The organism is Pedobacter cryoconitis (assembly GCF_014200595.1).
Lineage (GTDB): Bacteria > Bacteroidota > Bacteroidia > Sphingobacteriales > Sphingobacteriaceae > Pedobacter > Pedobacter cryoconitis_C.
This window is the reverse complement of sequence record NZ_JACHCG010000004.1, coordinates 592,336-609,736: the sequence shown is the minus strand read 5'-3', so window position 1 is coordinate 609,736 and position 17,401 is coordinate 592,336. Positions and strand designations below refer to the sequence as shown.

The window sequence follows — 17,401 nt, the reverse complement described above, 5'->3', positions numbered from 1 at the left end:
TTTGTTTCGTGGTTATTTCTTTTTTAGCTCCGGCTCTGTAATGTTTCCTTCATAGCTGATGGGTTGCTGGCTATTGCTTGTTACAGAAAGTGTAGCACGGCCTGTTTTTGTAATCGAAAGCGTCAGGTTATAATTGTCTTTCACATCTTTTGGATTGATCAGGATCAACCATCCGCCTTTTTTGTTTTGAGTGTTTTTATACGTAAAATCTTTAGACTTGAATTTGATCCCGCTATCATTGGGATCTCCGATTTTGGGCGTGTAAGATCTGCCGTAATAAGGCAGGTAAGCAACCACGCTGTCTGGTGTTACAGTAAAGGTGTAATTTGATCCGGTAAGATTGATATTTCCTCCGCCGGTATAACCTGGCATTCTGCTCATCACTTTGTTAATATCAGCGACGTTCAGCGGACTTGCGCTGTTCGCTGCAAATACATAGTTCTTTGCTTCTACAATTTTTGTGGCAGTTTCCTGCGTAGTCTGAGCTTTTGATGGTAAGCCGGAAAATAGCAGAACAATGATCAAAAGATTTTTAAACGTTTCCATTTGTGTTTATTTTATATAATTTATATCGCCTGATATAACGAATTAAAGCCTTTGATGGTTTTTCCTTCTAAAGGTTTAATATACAAAATATACGAATGGAAACGTTTAGCTAATATTCCTGCTTAATGCTAAGCAGGAATTTAAGTTTATCTCCAGCTTTTGTACTGGTTAATTAATCCGTTGGTAGAAACATCATGTGAGGAAACGGCATCATCATTCTTCAATTCAGGAAGGATACTTTTTGCCAGTTGTTTTCCTAATTCTACACCCCATTGGTCAAAACTGAAGATATTCCATACAATTCCCTGAACAAATATTTTGTGTTCGTAAATTGCAATCAGCGTACCCAGGCTACGTGGTGTTACTTTTTTCAGTAAGATTGAATTCGTTGGTCTGTTGCCTTCAAAAACTTTGAATGGTGCAAGCTTCTTGATCTCTTCTGCTGTTTTACCTTCTTTTTCCAGCTCAGCAGTTACCTGTTCTTCGGTTTTACCGTTCATCAGGGCTTCTGTTTGTGCGAAAAAGTTAGATAGTAAAATTGGGTGGTGTTCTCCGATTGGGTTCAGACTTTGCGCAGGTGCGATAAAGTCACAAGGAATAATACGTGTTCCCTGGTGGATCAGCTGATAAAATGCATGCTGACCATTTGTCCCTGGCTCACCCCAGATAATCGGGCCTGTCTCATAAGTAACATCATTGCCGTTACGGTCTACATGTTTACCGTTACTTTCCATATCTCCTTGTTGGAAATAAGCTGCAAAACGGTGCAGGTATTGATCGTATGGAAGGATTGCTTCTGTTTCTGCATCAAAGAAATTGATGTACCAGATCCCTATTAAGGCAAGGATTACGGGTACATTGTTTTCAAACGGTGTATGCTCAAAATGCTCATCTGCTGCATGCGCACCAGCAAGTAATTCTTTGAAATTAGCAAAACCTACGCTTAGTGCGATAGGCATACCAATAGCACTCCATAAAGAATATCTTCCACCTACCCAGTCCCAGAAACCAAACATGTTTGCGGTATCAATCCCAAACGCAGCTACATCTTTAGCATTGGTAGAAAGTGCGGCGAAGTGTTTAGCAACATCTTCTTGTTTTGCACCTTTATTCAGGAACCATTCTCTTGCTGTATTGGCATTAGTCATGGTTTCTTGTGTAGTGAATGTTTTTGAAGCCACCAGGAAAAGGGTAGTTTCAGGGTCTACAGTTTTAAGGGTTTCCACGATATGTGTGCCATCTATGTTAGACACAAAATGCATGTTTAAATGATTTTTATAGGCTTTTAAGGCCTCAGTAACCATTACAGGTCCTAAATCTGACCCGCCAATACCGATATTTACAACATCTGTAATTGCTTTACCTGTATAACCTTTCCATGATCCGGAAATAATCGCCTCACTGAATTTCTCCATTTTAGCCAGTACTTCGTTGACATCGTCCATGACGTTGATCCCATCTGCATAAACTGGTTTATTGCTTTGGTTACGCAGGGCAGTATGTAAAACGGCCCTGTCTTCTGTCTGGTTAATCTTTTCTCCGCTAAACATTGCTTTGATGGCTTCATCCAGTTTACATTCTCTGGCAAGCTGCATCAGCAGGGCAAGGGTTGTATCATTGATCCTGTTTTTTGAATAATCCAGCAGGATATCTTCGAAAACCAGTGAAAACTTCTCAAAACGCTTTTCATCTTCTGCAAACAGTTGTTTTAAGTTTTTTTCATTGATGTCAATGAAGTGATCAGCCAGGTATTTATAGGCCGCTGTCTCTGTAAAGTTTATGGTTGGTAACATAAATAAATGGTGTTTCTGTAAATGTATAGTTTAAATGTCGGCAGATTGGATTGTATTTAATAGTAAAACGGGCTTTAAAATGAAATATTTTACTTTTAACAGTCAAATGAGTGGTTGCCGCTGGTTTTTATTTGTATTATATTTAATAAAAAAATATCAGTTCACCTGTAAAAACTACCCATTATGTTAGAAAATCTGAATCAACTGGTTAAAGATAGCACTCAGGATGCTATTGTCAACAATAGTCAAATTCCTGATGAACACAATGAAGCTGCGATTTCTGCGGCTTCGGGATCTATCATTGATGCTTTAAAACAACAATTATCTTCTGGTAATATCGGTGGTCTTGTAGACGCGTTTAAAGGTGGCAATATTGAAGGCAGTGCTGTTGCACAGGATGCTTCGGCCGGCTTTATTGATAAATTAGCAGGAATGGGAATCAACCTGGATACAGCGAAAGGAATTGCTGCTTCTGTTATTCCGGGTATTATTGGTAAATTCATTAATAAAACAAATGATCCTGATGACAGCTCGTTTGATATTAAAGATGTATTGAGCAAAATATCAGGGCCGGATGGAAAGTTTGAGTTATCAGATCTGACCAACTTATTTACCAGTGGTAAACCAGGTGAACCGGGGGCTGAAGGCGGCGGTATTGTAGATAAGCTTAAAGGGCTTTTTAGCTAAACATATATACTTATTTCGTAAAAGGCTGCCCGAACATTGTTCAGGTAGCCTTTTGTGTTATATTTGTGCTTATGACAAAAGAACAAATACAGGATTTAAGGGACAGAGTAGCGTCGCTGAGGAGGCATCTTTGACGTCGAAACCCGACTCGAAGCTATTTATATAGAACAGGAGCTTACCTTACAAACAGATTTTTGGGATGATCCCAAAAAGGCTGAAAAGCATTTGGCAGAAATGAATTCAAAAAAAGTGTGGACTGATGCCTGGCAGAAAGTTAACGCGGAGTTTGAGGATACACAGGTCTTATTTGATTTCCTGCAATCCGGGGATGCCACCAAGGAGGAGATGGAGGAGCAGTATGAAAAGTGTCTGCGCCTGATCGAGGATCTGGAATTAAAAAACATGTTGAGCAGTAAGGAAGATCAGCTGAATGCAGTGATGCAAATTACTGCGGGAGCTGGTGGAACTGAAAGTTGTGACTGGGCAGCCATGCTGATGCGGATGTATATTATGTGGGGCGAGAAGAACGGCTACAAGGTAACTGAGCAGGATTTTCAGCCTGGGGAGGTTACGGGTGTAAAAACAGTTACTTTACAGTTTGCGGGAGATTTTTCCTATGGCTATCTGAAGGGCGAAAACGGAGTGCACCGTCTGGTACGTATTTCACCTTTTGATTCCAATGCGCGCCGGCACACTTCATTCGCTTCGGTATATGTTTATCCATTAGTGGATGATACAATTGAGATTGAAATCAAGGATGCGGATATTGAATTTGAGACTTTCCGTTCGGGTGGAGCGGGTGGACAAAATGTAAATAAAGTGGAAACTGCGGTACGTTTATATCATAAACCTTCTGGAATTGTAATTAAAAACCAGGAATCGCGTTCTCAATTACAGAACAAGGAGAATGCATTAAGACTCCTGAAGTCACAGTTGTATGAAGCTGTCATGCGTGAAAGGATGATTGCATCTGCCGCTATTGAAGGTTCAAAAATGAAGATTGAGTGGGGTTCACAAATCAGGAACTATGTTTTACATCCGTATAAACTGGTGAAAGATCTGAGAACCAACTATGAAACTTCTAATGCACAGGCTGTCCTTGACGGGGAGCTGAATGATTTTCTGAAAGCATATTTAATGGAATTCTAATGAATAAAAAATGGTTGTTACTTTTAGTTATGGGAATATTAGCAGGGAGTGGGGTACAGGCTCAGGAAGTGATGAAGCTGTACCCGGGGAAAATACCGGGGGCAAGAACCGTTCCTGCTACTTATAAGCAAAAAGAAACAATCATTAATGGTAAAGTTTTTGGACTGAGCAAGGTGAGTGATCCTTCGCTCAGTCTTTATACTGCTGATCCGCAGAAAGCAAATGGAACAGCTGTGATTATTTGTCCGGGTGGCGGATATGCTTTTCTGGCTACTGATCATGAAGGAGAGGAAGTGGCGCGCCGTTTTGCTGCACAGGGGGTAACAGCGTTTGTATTGAAATATCGCCTGCCGAGTGATACAATTATGGTCGATCAGTCTTCGGGCCCTTTGCAGGATGCCCAGCAGGCAATTTACCTGGTTCGTAAAAATGCAGTGGCATGGCATATTAATCCTTCGAAAATCGGGATTATGGGCTTTTCTGCTGGTGGACATCTTGCGGCCTCGCTTGCAGTTCATTATGAGGATCTTAAAATTAAAAACCCTGAAGGGTTGAGCCTGCGGCCAGATTTCGCAATACTGATTTATCCGGTAATCAGTTTTACAGCTTCAGCACATACGGGCTCTGTTAAAAACCTGATCGGCCCGAATGCGACGCAGACACAAAAGGAATACTTTTCTAATGAGCTGCATGTAAATGCGCAGACGCCAATAAGTTTCCTGGTTCATGCGAATGACGATGATACTGTTCCGGTGGAGAATACTATTTTGTTTAACCAGGCTATGGTGAAGAATAAAGTTCCTGTGGAAACGCATCTTTACCAGGCGGGAGGGCATGGTTATGGTATGCACAATAAGAAGACTTCTGATGACTGGTTTCTTCGTTTACAGGAATGGATGCTGGCTAATCAGCTGTTAACAGCAAACTAAAGGTCGCTTTTAAGCAGAATATCCTGTAATTCTTTCAATTCTTCTACTTTGTCCGGATTACCGAGGTTTTCATAAGCTGAGATCAGGTTACGGATAATCCTGCGGATAATTTCCACGTTACTGCATGGGGCATAAAAGCCGGGTAGCTGTTGCAGGTTCAGCTGACGTAAAAACTGGTCTACATCGTGCTTGCCGAAGATAGCTCCTTTGTTAAATGCATTGATATAAAATAGTACGCCAAATTCGTTTTCTTCTCTTTTGCTTTCATCAATATAACCGAGTATAAAGTGCTGCGGCAGATTGACGCCATAAACCGGGATATCCAGTTTTTGTGCGATAGTGGCATAGATAATAGCGAGCGAAATCTGGTTTCCTTTTTTTGTTTCCAGTACCTGGTTGATGTAGGAATTCTGCGGGTCGTGATGGTTTTTAGTATTTCCTTTGAAGCCGTGAATGTTATAAAAGATGTGGTTAATGAGCTTGATTTTCTCTACAGAGCTCATTTCGTATTGCAGGTTAGTCCAGATTTCTCTTTTAAGCTCTTCAATCTGGTTGATTACTTTTTGTTCATCAAGGTCGGGATATTGATAACGGTTGATGACTAAGGCGCCTTGTAAAAGATCGAACGCACCACTCTGATACCAAAGATTAAGATCTTCTTTGACGGTGTTAAACTGAATCTGATGGACTATGTTTTCTATTCTTTCCTGTAATAGCGTATCCAGGGATTTCTCCCATTCTGTTTCCAGAAAATGAATGACTGAAGTTCCGTGTTCAAGGAGGCGTTTTGCTACTTGTTCGAAAACTTCCTGATCTGTATCATCCAGTAATTTAACCAGCGCTTTTATTTCTGTACTATTTTCCATTAAAAAATACCAATTAGAATGCTTCGTTTACCTATTTTTGCAGTTATGGCATTACAATTCATCAGCGATTATCTGAAGCATCGTTTAACCTCTAAGAGCAGGCATGGCACCCATTCACCTTTTGTTTATCATTTGGTGGATGAGGTAATTTACGATTTTAACTCCAAAACTGAATACAAAGGTATTGAGGAACAAAGAAAAAAACTTTTAAATGACGATGCTTTAATCACGGTTACTGATCTTGGTGCTGGTTCTCATCTGAACAAAAACCGCACAAAGAAGGTAAAAGAAATTGCTAAGAATGCTTTGAAATCACCAAGGTTAGCGCAGCTGATTTATCGCCTGGCAAAAAATAGTAAGCCTGCTAATTTGATTGAGCTGGGTACCTGCCTTGGAATTACAACTGCTTATTTATCGAAAGCTTGTCCTGATTCAGATATCATTACGATTGAGGGATGCCCGGAAACTGCCAAAAAAGCTTATGAGAATTTTCAGGATCTTGAACTGGATAATATAGAGTTACAAGTGGGGAATTTTGATGTATTGTTGCCGGTTGTAATTGAGCAGGCCCCAAAGCTGGATTTTGTTTATATCGACGGTAACCACCGTAAAGATGCCACAATAAATTACTTTAAATGGTGTTTGCCAAAGGTGCATGAAGATTCATTGCTGATCTTCGATGACATTTACTGGAGCAAAGGAATGAAAGAAGCATGGGAAGAAATCAAGAACCACCCGGATGTAACGGTAACGGTAGATTTGTTCTGGATCGGACTGGTTTACTTCAAAAAAGGCCAGAAAAAAGAACATTTCAAGATTAAGTTTTAAAATGCTTCTGCCAGGCTCAGGTAAAATCCTGATTGTCTGGCTTCGTTCGGTCTTTTCTCTCCAACTGCATAATCTGCTCTTACGCTCAGGCCTTTGGCCGGGTCGTAGAAGTATCTTACGCCTGCTCCGTAAGAGGGTTTAAATTGTTTGAAGGAGAAGTCTCCGTTCGCAAAAACACGCCCGCCACCACCAAATGCAACTAAACCAAAACGGTTATTGTAGCGGTAGCGTAATTCTGTTTGTGCAGCGAGTAAGTTTTCATCTCTGTAACGGCCTGAATAATAGCCACGCATGATCTCGTCATTACCGAGTTGTGGTAAGAGATAGAATGGGGTACTTTTGCTTTGTATAGTATAATAAATCCCGTTTACGCCCAATACGAACTTTTTAGCTAACGGCCAGAAGTTACGTACAACTACTTTGATCTGACTGCCTGTAAAATCATTTCCGCCGAAGACATTCGGGGCATATTGATAGGATACTCTTCCAAAAAAACCTTTGGTAGGGTAATTGTTTGAATTCCTGGTATCATAGGTTTGAGATACACCAAGAAAAAGTACTGATCCTCCATTCTGGCCCAGAACTGCCGGGTCTGTGTCGTAAATTCCACCTGGCACTTTGTCTTTGAAATTATAGTTTTCAAAGCCTAAGGATACGCCTGTATAAAAGAAGGGAAGAATGTTTTTTTCTACGTCGAAAAATGCCCTGATCTGGCGTTGTACCAGCCTGTCTTTATTTGCTTCCAGTGTTTGGTTGCCGATGCCGAAAAAGTCAAAAGGCATACTTCTGAACCTAAGCTCACTAATCAGATGATAAGCATTGTGTTTTGTCCATACGTCGCCTTTCAGACTTACATTATAAGTGCTTTTTGTAGAGAGTGAGAGTACTGTTGAAAAATTAGAACTACGGTTCAAAGTGTCTTTTTTATCAAGATAGGTAGAGTAAAGACCGCCGATACCAAATTCCAAACCTATCTCCTGAGAGTATCTTAGCAGAGGAAGTGGCATAAAACTCGCTTTGCGGGTTGTATCTACATCTTCTGATAACATACGTTTGATCAGTTTCATTTGTCCAAATCCATGAAGCGTTGAGAGCAATAGGGTGGTGGAAAGCAAAATTTTTCTCATTAGAGGGGGCTGCGCGTAGTTATATTACGTAAAATAAAGGCGCTAAAGTAAGCAATTTATGAGTAAAATCAGGTGCAGCTTTATTTATCGCTAATGATTTGTTCCGGGCTCTGTTCCCATCAGGGTATAAACTTCTTTCATAAACATGGCTTCGTTGAGCATAGACCGGAAGGAATCCAGTTCATCGTGTGTAAAGGCAAAGCTGATGTCTTCATTAGGGGTACGCAATAATATTCTCTCTTTTTTATCTGGAAAGGGCAGACTGGTTTCTGAGAAAGAGAAGTTTTGAATGATGTCTTTAAAGTTTAAAAAATCATTGTGGGTGAAGTTTAACAATAGATTGTTGTGCCAGATGTAAAATACATTGCAGCATGGGCAATGTGATATTGCAGTGTCTTTTCCTGAACTTAAAACTATTGTTTTGCACATAGGATCGCATTTTTTGAGTTTAACAATTAAGCATATTAGAAGAGCAGCTTTGTTGGAATAGTTCAAACATAATACATTATTTATAATTATTCTAAATAAAAAAGAATATTTGTCTGTTTACGTTGTTTTAAAGGTTTTTAGCGTAAAAAAAAACCTAAACCATCAGGCAAACAACTGATGATTCAGGGGAGAGGTTATTTGGAAATATTAATTATTTAACGATCAGCCTGGTGTAAAGGGTATTTGTTTTAGTGGGATGATACATATCTGCTGCATAAGTATAATTCAGAACACTATAGGTTCCTGCTGGCATATTATCAGGGATTTTAAGCGTTACTTCTCCTGCTGTTTTACTTTGAACAACCAGGGTTTGTGGAGCTGCTGTCAGGTTAGCAGCAACGGTTACGGCAGAGATTGTATTGATATTGATACCGGCAAGGGTAAATGTATCGCCTGCTTTAAAAGTTTTTGTATATAGTATATCTGCTTCTGGAATCAGCGGTAAAGCTTCTCCCATTAAACAGCGCCCTGAATAAATAGTGCGGGAGCCTGAGACGATTTTAACTTTGAAATAAGTTCCTTTTTTTAGCTTTTCAGAAAGTACTTCTGAGATGATCCGTGTTTTGGCAAGCGTGGTGATGATCATCGGGATTTCCTGACCGCCTTCTACTTCAAGATAGAGTTTGGTTGCCAGGCTGTCGGCCAGAAAATAATCTCCCTGAAGGTCAAGTTCTGTATCCGGGTAAAAGACCCTCACTCCATTGTTATCATGGGAATAAGCAGGGGAGAATCCGGAAATATATGGAATTGGCTGATTGATGACCGGTTTAAGTGTATAAACTGTCTGGGTACCGTCTTGCGCGGTAACTGTAAATTTGGTTGTTTCCTTAAAAGCGACCTTTTTGCCGGATGCGGGAGAGATACTAGCCCGTTCTGCGATTGTAATCTGTGGAATGATGCTGTCCGGAACCTTGGTGAAAGGCGGCCAGTAAACAGTAATATCCTGTGCGGTAATTGCACCTTTTAAGATTTCTCCATCATTTCCTTTCAGGCTAAAGCTAACCAGGTTACTGTAAGAATAATCGGTATATTGTTTTTTACAGCTGGTGAAAAGAACGATAACCGGCAAAATCAGTAAACTGGAAAATATTTTAGTAGTGGATTGTAGTTTCATTTTTTGGCTGGGTTTGCAAATTTATTTACTTTCGCAAATTATATTAATAATCATCCGGGTTAATTGCTTCATCTAAAGGGGAATTATCTTTGTTTTAGAAGGGAGCTGTAATTTTCGAGAAGAGCAGCTCCTTTTTGATTTCCTTCAGTCTTAAGCAAAGCTGACAGGCACCCTGTTAAACTAATTTTTTGTAGTTAAATGAGATCTGACCGAAATAGTTACCTGGTGTTGCTGAATCAGCTGAGTAACCTACAGTGATGATCTGTAAAACATAAAGTTCTGTCGCTGCTGCTACTGAAGTACCTTTGTATAACAATACATAACGATCTGCTACAGGGCCTGAAATATGCGTTGTTACATTGTAAGCATACCATCCTGGTGCTGATGTATTTGATCCTAAAGTTGTTGCTGCATTCACGTTTGAAGTTGTAAAAGCAGTTTTTGCAATTGCAGCTAAAGTAGTTGATGGTACATCAGCATAAGCTAATTTATAAGCTCCTGTTGTATTCGCATTGATGTTTCCATCAAATGAACCATTGAAAGATGCTTGATAAGCTGATGTTGAAGTTGTAGTCGCATTATTAGCCAGGCTAAAGTAAACAGTTCCCCAGTTACCTGCTGAACCTCCCGGAGAAGATAATGGTGTGGTAAATGAACCAGTAACCACCGAGTTTACAGGAATTGCATTAACTACTGCATTCTGGTTTTTTTCTGGTGAATTTGAAACTTCATTGTTGTCTTTTTTACAAGAAGTAGCTAATACTGCTAATATGGCGAACATCCCGGTTATTTTTAGAAAGTTTGTTTTCATGATTTTAGATTTTTAAGAGAATTTAATTTTTAATTTGGCATTGTTGGTTCGGATGGGATTGCCAGCCCGGATGATTAATGTCTTTTATTTAGGGGTAATAGTTAAGTTTATGGTGTCATTGAAGTCGCTGAAACCGGTGAACTTCGCGGCATAACGGACGAGTCCGTAATTTCCGGGTTGCAGTGTTTCAGGGATCTTGATCACAGCTTCTGTACGGGAATAGGAGACAACAGGGAAATTTACCGGCTGACCTTTAATGGTTACTGTGAAGCCGGTGAGATTAACAAATACGGAGTTTGCTGCTTTAATGGTAAAGGTGTCTCCTTGTTTAAAAGTGCTGGCAGTGATCACAACGATAAAAGGTTTAACGAAGCTTAGTCTGATGAGATATTTCGATTGCGTGGAAATACCTGATTTCTTTACTTTTATATAGTAGAGGCCAGTATCTATGCCGGCGGGAATGATTAAACCTGACAAATTGTAATCTTCTTCAATTGGGCTTATCGTATAATCACCGCCTTTGTCCATATCAGTTTCTTTACTGGTAGCCTTGTTAACCAGTGATACTTTAAGTTTATTGGGATCAGTGGTATAGAAATTTCCAACCAGATTGATACCTGTATTCACACCATATTGAGCGATTTCAGCAGCCGTAGATTTTTCGTCCAGACGCAGCGGATTAACTTGTTGTATTTTAATAACCAGCTTATAAGTAGTGACTGTTTTGTCTGCTCCGGTCACGGTATATACAGTTTTGTCACTCAGTACATCAACTGGTTCTATTGTCTCTTTTATAGTGGCGCCGGCTGCCAGTTTAATTTTTGGATCGATGACATTCAGTTCGTAATAAAATGGAATATATACGGTGATCGTCTGATCTGTTTCATCAATAACGCCAGCAATATTACCATCAGAAACGGGTACATTATATTCCAGTATTTTACTGTTGAAAAGGGCAGGTGGCGCTATTGTTTTTTTACAGGCGGTAAATCCGGTAAGCAGCAGCAATAGATATAAAAATTGAATGCGTTTCATTATATAGTGTTCTTTATTTAATTTCAAATTTTGTGCTTCCTTTAGGTACCAGCACATATTCAAAGGTGAAGAACATATGTGGAGTGCTTCTTAGCCATTTATCAACGGTAAAGGCGTCTTTATAGCAGGAGATCATTTTGATTTTTGCATAATTTCCGTTTCCTGTGCGTACAACGAGCGTCCGTTTTTCTGGCAGGGCATAGGCTACGTGTTGTTTTTCATAGCTGCCGTCGCCTCTTTTTGTTCCGGCAAAATCATATTGGTACCAGCCCATACCTTCTCCGAAATCGCCGGAATCATCTGTTCCGATCAAACTTTTTCCTGTTCTGAACTGTGCATCAGCGGGTATTTCTGTGACCTGGTCAAATGGTTTGTCCAGAATAAGGATACCACCTGCTCCTGCACCACCATTACCAAAGTTGTTGGCATCTTTACCGTTGTTGCCACTCATAAAACTGTTATATAATCCACTGAAGGCAACGTCCCAGCGCGTAGTTTGTGCAAGGTTAGCGGCGGTAGCTTGTTTGTTTTCCAAACTAAAATAGATAGTAGGCTGTGGAGCTGTAGGGTTTGCGTCATCTGTTGGTGCTGCAAAATTTTCTACCCGTTGTAATTTGTAAAAGGGTACGGACCCGCTTACTGGCGGGTCAACTGGTTTTCCCGGATCGACCGGGTTGGGATCGCTGCTTTTAGCGCAGGAAGTAATCAGAAAGAGTGCGAGGACAGGCAAAATAAGCAGTGGCCTGATTGTGTGCTTCATATCTTGAAGAGTTTTCATGTCTTAATCTTTAGTGGATAAGTTTCTGCTGCCGTCTTGTTGTACGAAATAACGGAAGGTGAAGTAAGGAGCTGGCCAGTTCAGATCACTCACTGTAGCAGGGGCACCTTTATACATACTGATCATTTGTAGTTTTGCATACTTGCCTTCTGCGGTGCGTAAAATATAAGTTCTGTTTTTAACCGGAACTGCAATATGAGTTTTAAGCTCGTAGAAGTACCAGCCATTACCAGCTCCTGAATCCCAGCCGGCAGAAGCAATTGCATTGTTGGTAAACTCAGTATCAGAAGGTGCTTCTTTAACCTGATCGTAGGCTTGATTGACTACAAGCATTGCTCCTTTTCCAGTACTGCCGGGGTTACTGACTGCGTTATTCGGAGTCACATAAGAGTTGTATTCTTTAGTAAAGGAGATATCCCATTCTGTAGTTGACTTTTTACTGAGCTCTGCTTTTGCCCCGGTTTTAAAGCTAAAATAGAAGGGGGCAAATTCTTTTCCACTGCCCACGGTATTGCCAACATCTCCCGGCAAGTCATTGATTACCGTGCTTTTGCCGTCTTCCAGTTGTGGCTTAATCTCGTCTTTGGTGCAGGCTGTGAACAGGATCAGCATTGCGGGTAAGAACAGAAGTTGTTTAAGTAATTTTATGTTCATTTTATGATTTTTTTAAGGTTGGTCTTTAAAGAATTTCCAGGTAATCCCGCCTACAATAGTGCGGCCTTGTTGTGCTGGCATAAGCTGATCTCGGTAATCGAACAGGTTATCGGCTGTGAGCTGAACAGAAAGGTGTTTATTGTAAAAAGTCTTTTGTACGGAGGCATTGAAAAGGAAAAAGCTGCGGACAAATGTGTCATATTTATCAATAAAGTTATTGGCACGGTTGGCTTCCATAAAGCCATATTTGCTGCGGTAGTTTACTCTGAAGGAACCTGTTAATCCGGATTTTTCGTGTTCATAGGTGAACTTGATATTAGCCATGTGGCGGGAGCGGTTTGCCATACCGAAGTAATCCGGCCTGACAGATCTCCGCATCACATTTTTATCGGTATCATAAATTTGCCCGTAAAGGCCTTGCCCGGTTTTAATGGAGTCTACGACACCACGGTCTATGGCATAAAGTAACTGGTAACCGGCATTAATGTTCAGGGAGCGTGTTGCATTCCAGTTCAAGCTTATTTCAGTTCCTGTCAGGTAAGCTCTGGCAATATTTACGTAAGAAAATATCTGCTGTCCGCTGGTTTTTGTAGCGACTTGTTCGGAGTTGATGAAGTTTTTAATGTCGTTATAAAATACATTGACATCCAGCTTAAGAGATTTGATGGCGGTAAGTGTAAAGCCTGTGCTGTAAGAAACAGAACGTTCTGGTTTCAACTGACCTACACGACTGGCAATGGGCCAGACACTGCTGATCTGGCCTGCATCTTTCAGGATTTGTATTTCCCTGGAAAATTCTTCCGCTCCTAATACAGTATATCCGGTTTGAAGATTGGTAAAGACCAGGTAGAGTTGCTGGAAGTTCGGTGTTTTAAATCCGGTACCGATAGCCGCTTTAAAAGTTAAATCTTTGATCGGCGTATAACGGAATCCAATACTTGGATTGACTTTGCTGCCATATTTGTCATGATAGTCGTAACGTGCACCACCAGTAATTCCGATTTTAGCAGTTGGTTTCCAATCTGCCTGAAAGTAAGCAAAGTAATTGCTCATGTCTTTTGATCCGCGGTAGGAGACATCATTTAAATGTTCGTATGCACCACCAATTCCACCTGTGAGATTCAGGTTTCTGGCTAATTCCTGCGTTGCCTGAACTTCTGCCCTGTGCAGGTATTGGGTAAACCTGTTTCCCGGAATCAATGCCCCGCTATTGAGATCGGTAATGTCCTGTTCTGTTTGATAACGGGTCAGGTAGTATTGTGTCTTTAGTCTTAAACCGTTTCTGAAATTGTTGTTTAAGGAGAGCGATCCGTTAAGGTCACGTTCATCCAGGACGTCAGTACTTGGTCTTACGCCATAATTTAGTTCATTAACGGAATGACGGGTCGTATAACGGCCGTTAAAGTTCAGTGTAGAAATTTCATTGAGCATATATCTGCCTCTTCCTTGCAGGGAGTAACTGTCAAATGGCGGAGCAGTTTTTCCTTCTTTCAGGTAGGGGTTTGCATTGAAACCATCGGTGCGGTAATAGTTTGCAGACAGATAGGCTGATCCTTTTTTGCCGGCAAAGGGTGTTTCACCTTCCAGAGTCGCATCCACAAGATTATAACTTCCATAACGTAAGGCGGCAAGTCCTTGTGGCTGGGTAATGTTTTTACGGGTCACAATATTCACAACGCCTGCGAGCGCTTCACTTCCGTATAAGCAGGAGGATGCACCCTTAATGATTTCAATACGTTCAATATTGGATACTGTAATGCGGGAAAGGTCGAAGTTTCCTGAATTACGGCCTACCATGGGCTGGCCGTCAATCATAATCATAGTATAACCGCTGTCAAATCCCTGCATCTGCAAGCCAACTGCTCTGTTGCCTGAGCCTATGTCACTGACAATGGCAAGCCCGGTTTGTTCTTTCAATACTTCATCCAGTCTGCGGCTGCCCATTTGTTCAATGGTTTTGCGGGTAATAATGGTGCTGGGCATGATAGAGTTTACCATGTCAATCAGGTTATCCGGATTATGATGACCGGTGCTGATATTGACTTCGTCCAGCCCGTTTTCTGCGGTATGAAGTTTAATGCTGATAGGTTTGTTCGTTGAATTGATCTCGGTTTCTATGGTATAAGAACTAAATCCTACGGCGGTTACTTTGAGGGTGTAGGTTCCCGTATAAAGATGGTTAAGCTCGAAACTTCCGTTTTTATCACTGATTGCAACGCTATGGTCTGGTTCGAGTATAACAGACGCACCGGCAAGTACATTATTCTTCTCGTCTGTTATTTTTCCTTTCAGCGTACCTTTGGTTTGGGCATTTGCTGTAAGTGCATACAGAGTTAAGATAAATATAGTGCTGTAGAATTTTTTGATTTCAGTGCTGTAATACATTATTATTTTTAATCGATCTAAATAAGACGATGAGGCAAAACTGGCTAATTAATTCCATATATGGTTTGTTCGATGCGTATTAAGATTTATTCAAAACGTATTATCTTTTATTCAATCCGTATTATTCTTTTCGTTGTTTGATGATTTTTGAACTTATTTTTATACTTATAGTTGCATTAAAGTGGTCATAAACAACATGTTTTTAATTTTAATGTGAATCAGAGCTGCTTATTACAGCAAAATACGGATTGAATAAATGAAAACAGACTGCTTGTATTTAGATTGATTAAACGCGTTGTTTGCAGAACGAATTTAAATCAATATGAAGAAAATAAGCTGTTTGTTTTTAATGATTACCTGGTGTTTAGGAGTGTATGCTGTTGTTCCAAAGCGGATTATAACTTTAGGTGCAGCATTGTCCGAAACTACTGATGCCTTAGGTCTTGGGAAAAATATTGTTGCGGTAGATGTGACTACTACTTATCCTGTTTTCCTGAATAAGTTACCTAAAGTGAGTAACAACAGGTCTGTTTCGGCAGAAGCATTGATTGCTTTTGCTCCTGATCTGGTGCTTGCACCGGAAGGAACGGTATCTAAAGAAATTCAATATCAGCTAAAGTCTGCTGGTATCCGCTTTGTCAGCATTAAACAGGAATATTCTGTAAATGGTGCTTTAAAATTTATCCGTGAGGTGGCAGCAGCATTAGAGGTTACTGCTAAAGGAGAAGCATTGGCGAAACAAACGGAATTGAAAGTTAAGCAGTCTTTAGCCCGGATAAAGACAACTGGTAAACCTGCCAAAGTTCTTTTCATCTATGCGAGGGGTACCGGAGTGATGATGGTGGCTGGTAAGAAGTCAAGTTTGGATGCTCTGATTAACTTGTCGGGCGGTAAAAATGCAATTCAGGAATTCGAAGATTTTAAGCCTTACACTACAGAAGCTCTGGTCAAAGCGAATCCGGATGTGATTTTAATGTTTGATTTTGGATTGACAAGTCTTGGCGGTCTCAATGGAATTTTAAAGCTGCCGGGGGTAGGGCAAACTACAGCGGGTAAAAATAAAAGGATTGTACAGATGGATCCGGCATTGTTAAGCAATTTTAGTGTTCGCCTGGATCAGGCTATCACAGCATTAAATGAAAAACTGACTGGATTGTAAATCGATATGAAGCCTGTTTTTTTTTATTTCTTATTAACTGCGGCCTTGCTGGTCGCTTTATCTTTTTCTCTGGGCTTAGGGGCAATGGATATTCCGGTTAAAGATGTGCTGGTTATTTTATTGCGGAAGGTTGGTCTTTTTCAAGCGCATCCGGTTGCAGAGCAGTATGAAACTGTGATCCGGATTGTACGTTTACCAAGGGTTATCCTGGGGGTGCTGGTGGGTGCAGGCTTAGGTATATCAGGAGCTGCGGTTCAGGGTATTTTCAGAAACCCGCTTGCTGAGCCAGGATTGATTGGTATTTCGGCAGGGGCTTCTTTAATTGCTGTAGCGATTATTGCATTGGAGGTTGGTGTACTTGCCGGTCTTGGTAATTTATTAGGTTATTATCTGCTGGCATTCGGGGCTTTTGCGGGCGCGGGTATAGCAGCAATGCTGGTTTATCAGATTTCCCGCTCAGACGGGAAGCCAAATGTGGCAACGATGTTGTTGGCAGGAATTGCAATTAATGCGTTGGCTGGTGCTTTAACTGGATTAATTACTTACCTGGCTAATGAACAGCAGCTGCGCAATATTACGTTTTGGATGCTGGGCAGTCTGGCGGGGGCAACCTGGGAAACGGTACTGGCTTTATTGCCTTTCGTTTTGATCCCGGTGGTATTGCTTCCTTTTATGGGCAAGGCTTTAAATGCTTTTGCTTTGGGAGAAGCGCAGGCAGATCATCTGGGGCTGAAAGTAAATCAGGTGAAACGCCGTGTGGTCATCCTGGCCACTATGGCAGTTGGTGCTGCGGTTGCAGTCTCCGGGGTTATTGGTTTCGTCGGCTTGTTAGTACCGCATACGATCCGCTTATTTATAGGAGTGGACAATAAATATGTATTGCCTGCATCGGCTTTACTGGGTGCGTTAATCCTGACTTTGGCAGATATGATTGCAAGAACTATAGTTTCGCCGGTAGAATTACCTATTGGAGTGATCACTGCACTTTTGGGAACACCATTGTTCCTGTATATTTTAATTAAAGACAAGAAGAAATTGCTTCAATAAAATC

Annotated in this window: 17 protein-coding genes; 6 read left to right on the top strand and 11 right to left on the bottom strand. The window is 40.8% G+C overall.

Translation table 11 applies throughout. The features are described 5' to 3' along the window. Window positions 1–12 precede the first annotated feature (12 nt). Window positions 13–546, bottom strand: a complete 534-nt coding sequence (locus HDE70_RS22400; RefSeq protein ID WP_183866134.1) for a DUF4251 domain-containing protein — start codon at window positions 544–546, stop codon at window positions 13–15. A gap of 146 nt (window positions 547–692) precedes the next feature. Further along, window positions 693–2,339, bottom strand: a complete 1,647-nt coding sequence (pgi, locus tag HDE70_RS22395) for a glucose-6-phosphate isomerase (protein WP_183866133.1) — start codon at window positions 2,337–2,339, stop codon at window positions 693–695. 183 nt (window positions 2,340–2,522) lie between these two features. Between pgi and HDE70_RS22390 the strand changes: the two genes are divergently transcribed. The 3 genes from HDE70_RS22390 to HDE70_RS22380 all read left to right on the top strand — a co-directional run bounded on the left by HDE70_RS22390 (window position 2,523) and on the right by HDE70_RS22380 (window position 5,104). Continuing rightward, window positions 2,523–3,026, top strand: a complete 504-nt coding sequence (locus HDE70_RS22390; RefSeq protein WP_183866132.1) for a hypothetical protein — start codon at window positions 2,523–2,525, stop codon at window positions 3,024–3,026. Between the two features lie 71 nt (window positions 3,027–3,097). Continuing rightward, a protein-coding gene (prfB, locus tag HDE70_RS22385; RefSeq protein WP_183866131.1) for a peptide chain release factor 2 occupies window positions 3,098–4,175 on the top strand; the annotation gives its coding sequence in 2 pieces (ribosomal slippage) (window positions 3,098–3,157 and window positions 3,159–4,175; 1,077 coding nt in all). Continuing rightward, window positions 4,175–5,104 (top strand): alpha/beta hydrolase, encoded by a 930-nt coding sequence (locus HDE70_RS22380; RefSeq protein WP_183866130.1) that lies wholly within the window; start codon window positions 4,175–4,177, stop codon window positions 5,102–5,104. Before prfB ends, HDE70_RS22380 begins: the two co-directional genes overlap by 1 nt. On the opposite strand, the gene HDE70_RS22375 is transcribed toward HDE70_RS22380, so the two are convergent. Then, on the bottom strand, window positions 5,101–5,970 hold the full coding sequence (locus HDE70_RS22375; RefSeq protein WP_183866129.1) for a transglutaminase-like domain-containing protein: 870 nt from the start codon (window positions 5,968–5,970) through the stop codon (window positions 5,101–5,103). The two genes, HDE70_RS22380 and HDE70_RS22375, sit on opposite strands and share 4 nt — an antisense overlap. A 45-nt stretch (window positions 5,971–6,015) precedes the next feature. Between HDE70_RS22375 and HDE70_RS22370 the strand changes: the two genes are divergently transcribed. After that, the gene (locus tag HDE70_RS22370; RefSeq protein WP_183891863.1) at window positions 6,016–6,798 is read left to right on the top strand and encodes an O-methyltransferase; all 783 of its coding nucleotides are present in this window, start codon (window positions 6,016–6,018) and stop codon (window positions 6,796–6,798) included. Here HDE70_RS22370 and HDE70_RS22365 read toward each other — a convergent pair. The 8 genes from HDE70_RS22365 to HDE70_RS22330 all read right to left on the bottom strand — a co-directional run bounded on the left by HDE70_RS22365 (window position 6,795) and on the right by HDE70_RS22330 (window position 15,191). Then, entirely contained in the window at window positions 6,795–7,925 is a 1,131-nt protein-coding gene (locus tag HDE70_RS22365) for a BamA/TamA family outer membrane protein (RefSeq protein WP_183866127.1), read from the bottom strand. The genes HDE70_RS22370 and HDE70_RS22365 overlap by 4 nt on opposite strands. Window positions 7,926–8,015: 90 nt before the next feature. Continuing rightward, window positions 8,016–8,354, bottom strand: coding sequence for a DUF6686 family protein (locus HDE70_RS22360; RefSeq protein WP_260161865.1), 339 nt, complete (start codon window positions 8,352–8,354; stop codon window positions 8,016–8,018). 211 nt (window positions 8,355–8,565) lie between these two features. Then, window positions 8,566–9,528, bottom strand: a complete 963-nt coding sequence (locus HDE70_RS22355; RefSeq protein ID WP_183891862.1) for a hypothetical protein — start codon at window positions 9,526–9,528, stop codon at window positions 8,566–8,568. Between the two features lie 175 nt (window positions 9,529–9,703). After that, on the bottom strand, window positions 9,704–10,339 hold the full coding sequence (locus HDE70_RS22350) for a hypothetical protein (RefSeq protein WP_183891861.1): 636 nt from the start codon (window positions 10,337–10,339) through the stop codon (window positions 9,704–9,706). 84 nt (window positions 10,340–10,423) lie between these two features. Continuing rightward, complete coding sequence (locus HDE70_RS22345) at window positions 10,424–11,374, bottom strand: hypothetical protein (RefSeq protein WP_183891860.1); 951 nt, start codon at window positions 11,372–11,374, stop codon at window positions 10,424–10,426. A gap of 13 nt (window positions 11,375–11,387) precedes the next feature. Next, entirely contained in the window at window positions 11,388–12,152 is a 765-nt protein-coding gene (locus HDE70_RS22340) for an HmuY family protein (RefSeq protein ID WP_183891859.1), read from the bottom strand. A 3-nt stretch (window positions 12,153–12,155) separates the two neighbouring features. Beyond that, complete coding sequence (locus HDE70_RS22335) at window positions 12,156–12,806, bottom strand: HmuY family protein (RefSeq protein WP_183866122.1); 651 nt, start codon at window positions 12,804–12,806, stop codon at window positions 12,156–12,158. 12 nt (window positions 12,807–12,818) lie between these two features. Then, a complete protein-coding gene (locus HDE70_RS22330; protein WP_183891858.1) occupies window positions 12,819–15,191 on the bottom strand; it encodes a TonB-dependent receptor in 2,373 nt (790 codons plus the stop codon). A 322-nt stretch (window positions 15,192–15,513) separates the two neighbouring features. Between HDE70_RS22330 and HDE70_RS22325 the strand changes: the two genes are divergently transcribed. Both HDE70_RS22325 and HDE70_RS22320 read left to right on the top strand, forming a co-directional pair. Next, window positions 15,514–16,350, top strand: coding sequence for a hemin ABC transporter substrate-binding protein (locus HDE70_RS22325; protein WP_183866120.1), 837 nt, complete (start codon window positions 15,514–15,516; stop codon window positions 16,348–16,350). A 6-nt stretch (window positions 16,351–16,356) separates the two neighbouring features. Beyond that, on the top strand, window positions 16,357–17,397 hold the full coding sequence (locus HDE70_RS22320; protein WP_183891857.1) for a FecCD family ABC transporter permease: 1,041 nt from the start codon (window positions 16,357–16,359) through the stop codon (window positions 17,395–17,397). Window positions 17,398–17,401: the final 4 nt, after the last annotated feature.

Coding starts and splice junctions, on each gene's coding strand:
- HDE70_RS22380 (WP_183866130.1), top strand. CDS start 4,175: ATGAATAAAAAATGGTTGTTACTTTTAGTTATGGGAATATTAGCAGGG.
- HDE70_RS22375 (WP_183866129.1), bottom strand. CDS start 5,970: ATGGAAAATAGTACAGAAATAAAAGCGCTGGTTAAATTACTGGATGAT.
- HDE70_RS22350 (WP_183891861.1), bottom strand. CDS start 10,339: ATGAAAACAAACTTTCTAAAAATAACCGGGATGTTCGCCATATTAGCA.
- HDE70_RS22370 (WP_183891863.1), top strand. CDS start 6,016: ATGGCATTACAATTCATCAGCGATTATCTGAAGCATCGTTTAACCTCT.
- HDE70_RS22340 (WP_183891859.1), bottom strand. CDS start 12,152: ATGAAAACTCTTCAAGATATGAAGCACACAATCAGGCCACTGCTTATT.
- HDE70_RS22360 (WP_260161865.1), bottom strand. CDS start 8,354: ATGTGCAAAACAATAGTTTTAAGTTCAGGAAAAGACACTGCAATATCA.
- HDE70_RS22400 (WP_183866134.1), bottom strand. CDS start 546: ATGGAAACGTTTAAAAATCTTTTGATCATTGTTCTGCTATTTTCCGGC.
- HDE70_RS22365 (WP_183866127.1), bottom strand. CDS start 7,925: ATGAGAAAAATTTTGCTTTCCACCACCCTATTGCTCTCAACGCTTCAT.
- HDE70_RS22390 (WP_183866132.1), top strand. CDS start 2,523: ATGTTAGAAAATCTGAATCAACTGGTTAAAGATAGCACTCAGGATGCT.
- HDE70_RS22325 (WP_183866120.1), top strand. CDS start 15,514: ATGAAGAAAATAAGCTGTTTGTTTTTAATGATTACCTGGTGTTTAGGA.
- HDE70_RS22335 (WP_183866122.1), bottom strand. CDS start 12,806: ATGAACATAAAATTACTTAAACAACTTCTGTTCTTACCCGCAATGCTG.
- HDE70_RS22345 (WP_183891860.1), bottom strand. CDS start 11,374: ATGAAACGCATTCAATTTTTATATCTATTGCTGCTGCTTACCGGATTT.
- HDE70_RS22355 (WP_183891862.1), bottom strand. CDS start 9,528: ATGAAACTACAATCCACTACTAAAATATTTTCCAGTTTACTGATTTTG.
- pgi (WP_183866133.1), bottom strand. CDS start 2,339: ATGTTACCAACCATAAACTTTACAGAGACAGCGGCCTATAAATACCTG.
- HDE70_RS22320 (WP_183891857.1), top strand. CDS start 16,357: ATGAAGCCTGTTTTTTTTTATTTCTTATTAACTGCGGCCTTGCTGGTC.
- HDE70_RS22330 (WP_183891858.1), bottom strand. CDS start 15,191: ATGTATTACAGCACTGAAATCAAAAAATTCTACAGCACTATATTTATC.